This window comes from Inquilinus limosus MP06 (assembly GCF_000767795.1).
Classification (GTDB): domain Bacteria; phylum Pseudomonadota; class Alphaproteobacteria; order DSM-16000; family Inquilinaceae; genus Inquilinus; species Inquilinus limosus_E.
The window spans coordinates 1-1,195 of sequence record NZ_JANX01001008.1; the positions used below are offsets into that span (position 1 = coordinate 1).

Below are 1,195 nucleotides of genomic sequence, written 5' to 3' on the forward strand. Positions count from 1 at the left end.
GAGAGAATGGCGAAGGCGAAGTTTGAGCGGACGAAGCCGCACTGCAACATCGGCACGATTGGTCACGTGGACCATGGTAAGACGTCGCTGACGGCGGCGATCACGAAGGTGCTGGCGGAGAAGGGCGGGGCGACGTTCACGGCGTACGACCAGATCGACAAGGCGCCGGAGGAGAAGGCGCGCGGGATCACGATCTCGACGGCGCATGTGGAGTACGAGACGGACAACCGTCACTACGCGCATGTGGACTGCCCGGGCCACGCGGACTACGTGAAGAACATGATCACGGGTGCGGCGCAGATGGACGGCGCGATCCTGGTGGTGTCGGCGGCGGACGGCCCGATGCCGCAGACCCGCGAGCACATCCTGCTGGCGCGGCAGGTGGGCGTTCCGGCGCTGGTGGTGTTCCTGAACAAGGTCGACATGGTGGATGACGCGGAGCTCCTGGAGCTGGTGGAGCTCGAGGTCCGCGAGCTGCTGTCGAGCTACGACTTCCCCGGGGACGACATTCCGATCGTGCCGGGCTCGGCGCTGGTGGCGCTGGAGGACGGCGACGCGAAGCTTGGCCGCGACGCGATCCTGGAGCTGATGAAGCAGGTGGACGCGTACATCCCGCAGCCGGAGCGTCCGAAGGACAAGCCGTTCCTGATGCCGATCGAGGACGTGTTCTCGATCTCGGGCCGCGGCACGGTGGTGACGGGTCGCGTCGAGCGCGGCGTGGTGAAGGTGGGTGAGGAAATCGAGATCGTCGGGCTGAAGCCGACGGTGAAGACGACCTGCACCGGCGTCGAGATGTTCCGCAAGCTGCTGGACCAGGGCGAGGCGGGCGACAACATCGGCGCGCTGCTGCGCGGCACCAAGCGCGAGGAGGTCGAGCGCGGCCAGGTTCTGGCGAAGCCCGGCTCGATCACGCCGCACACGGAGTTCAAGGCCGAGGCGTACATCCTGACGAAGGAAGAGGGCGGCCGGCACACGCCGTTCTTCACCAACTACCGGCCGCAGTTCTACTTCCGGACGACGGACGTGACCGGGGTGGTGGAGCTGCCGGAAGGCACCGAGATGGTGATGCCGGGCGACAACATCTCGATGAAGGTGACGCTGATCGCCCCGATCGCCATGGACGAAGGCCTGCGCTTCGCCATCCGCGAGGGCGGCCGCACCGTCGGCGCCGGCGTCGTCGCCTCCATCATCAAGT

General features: G+C 66.9%; 1 protein-coding gene. It reads left to right on the top strand.

Annotation, left to right across the window (positions count from 1 at the left end; all coding sequences use genetic code 11):
* Positions 1–6: 6 nt before the first annotated feature.
* Positions 7–1,195 (top strand): elongation factor Tu (gene tuf, locus P409_RS34795; protein ID WP_034849535.1); only part of this gene is annotated, 1,189 nt, incomplete at its 3' end.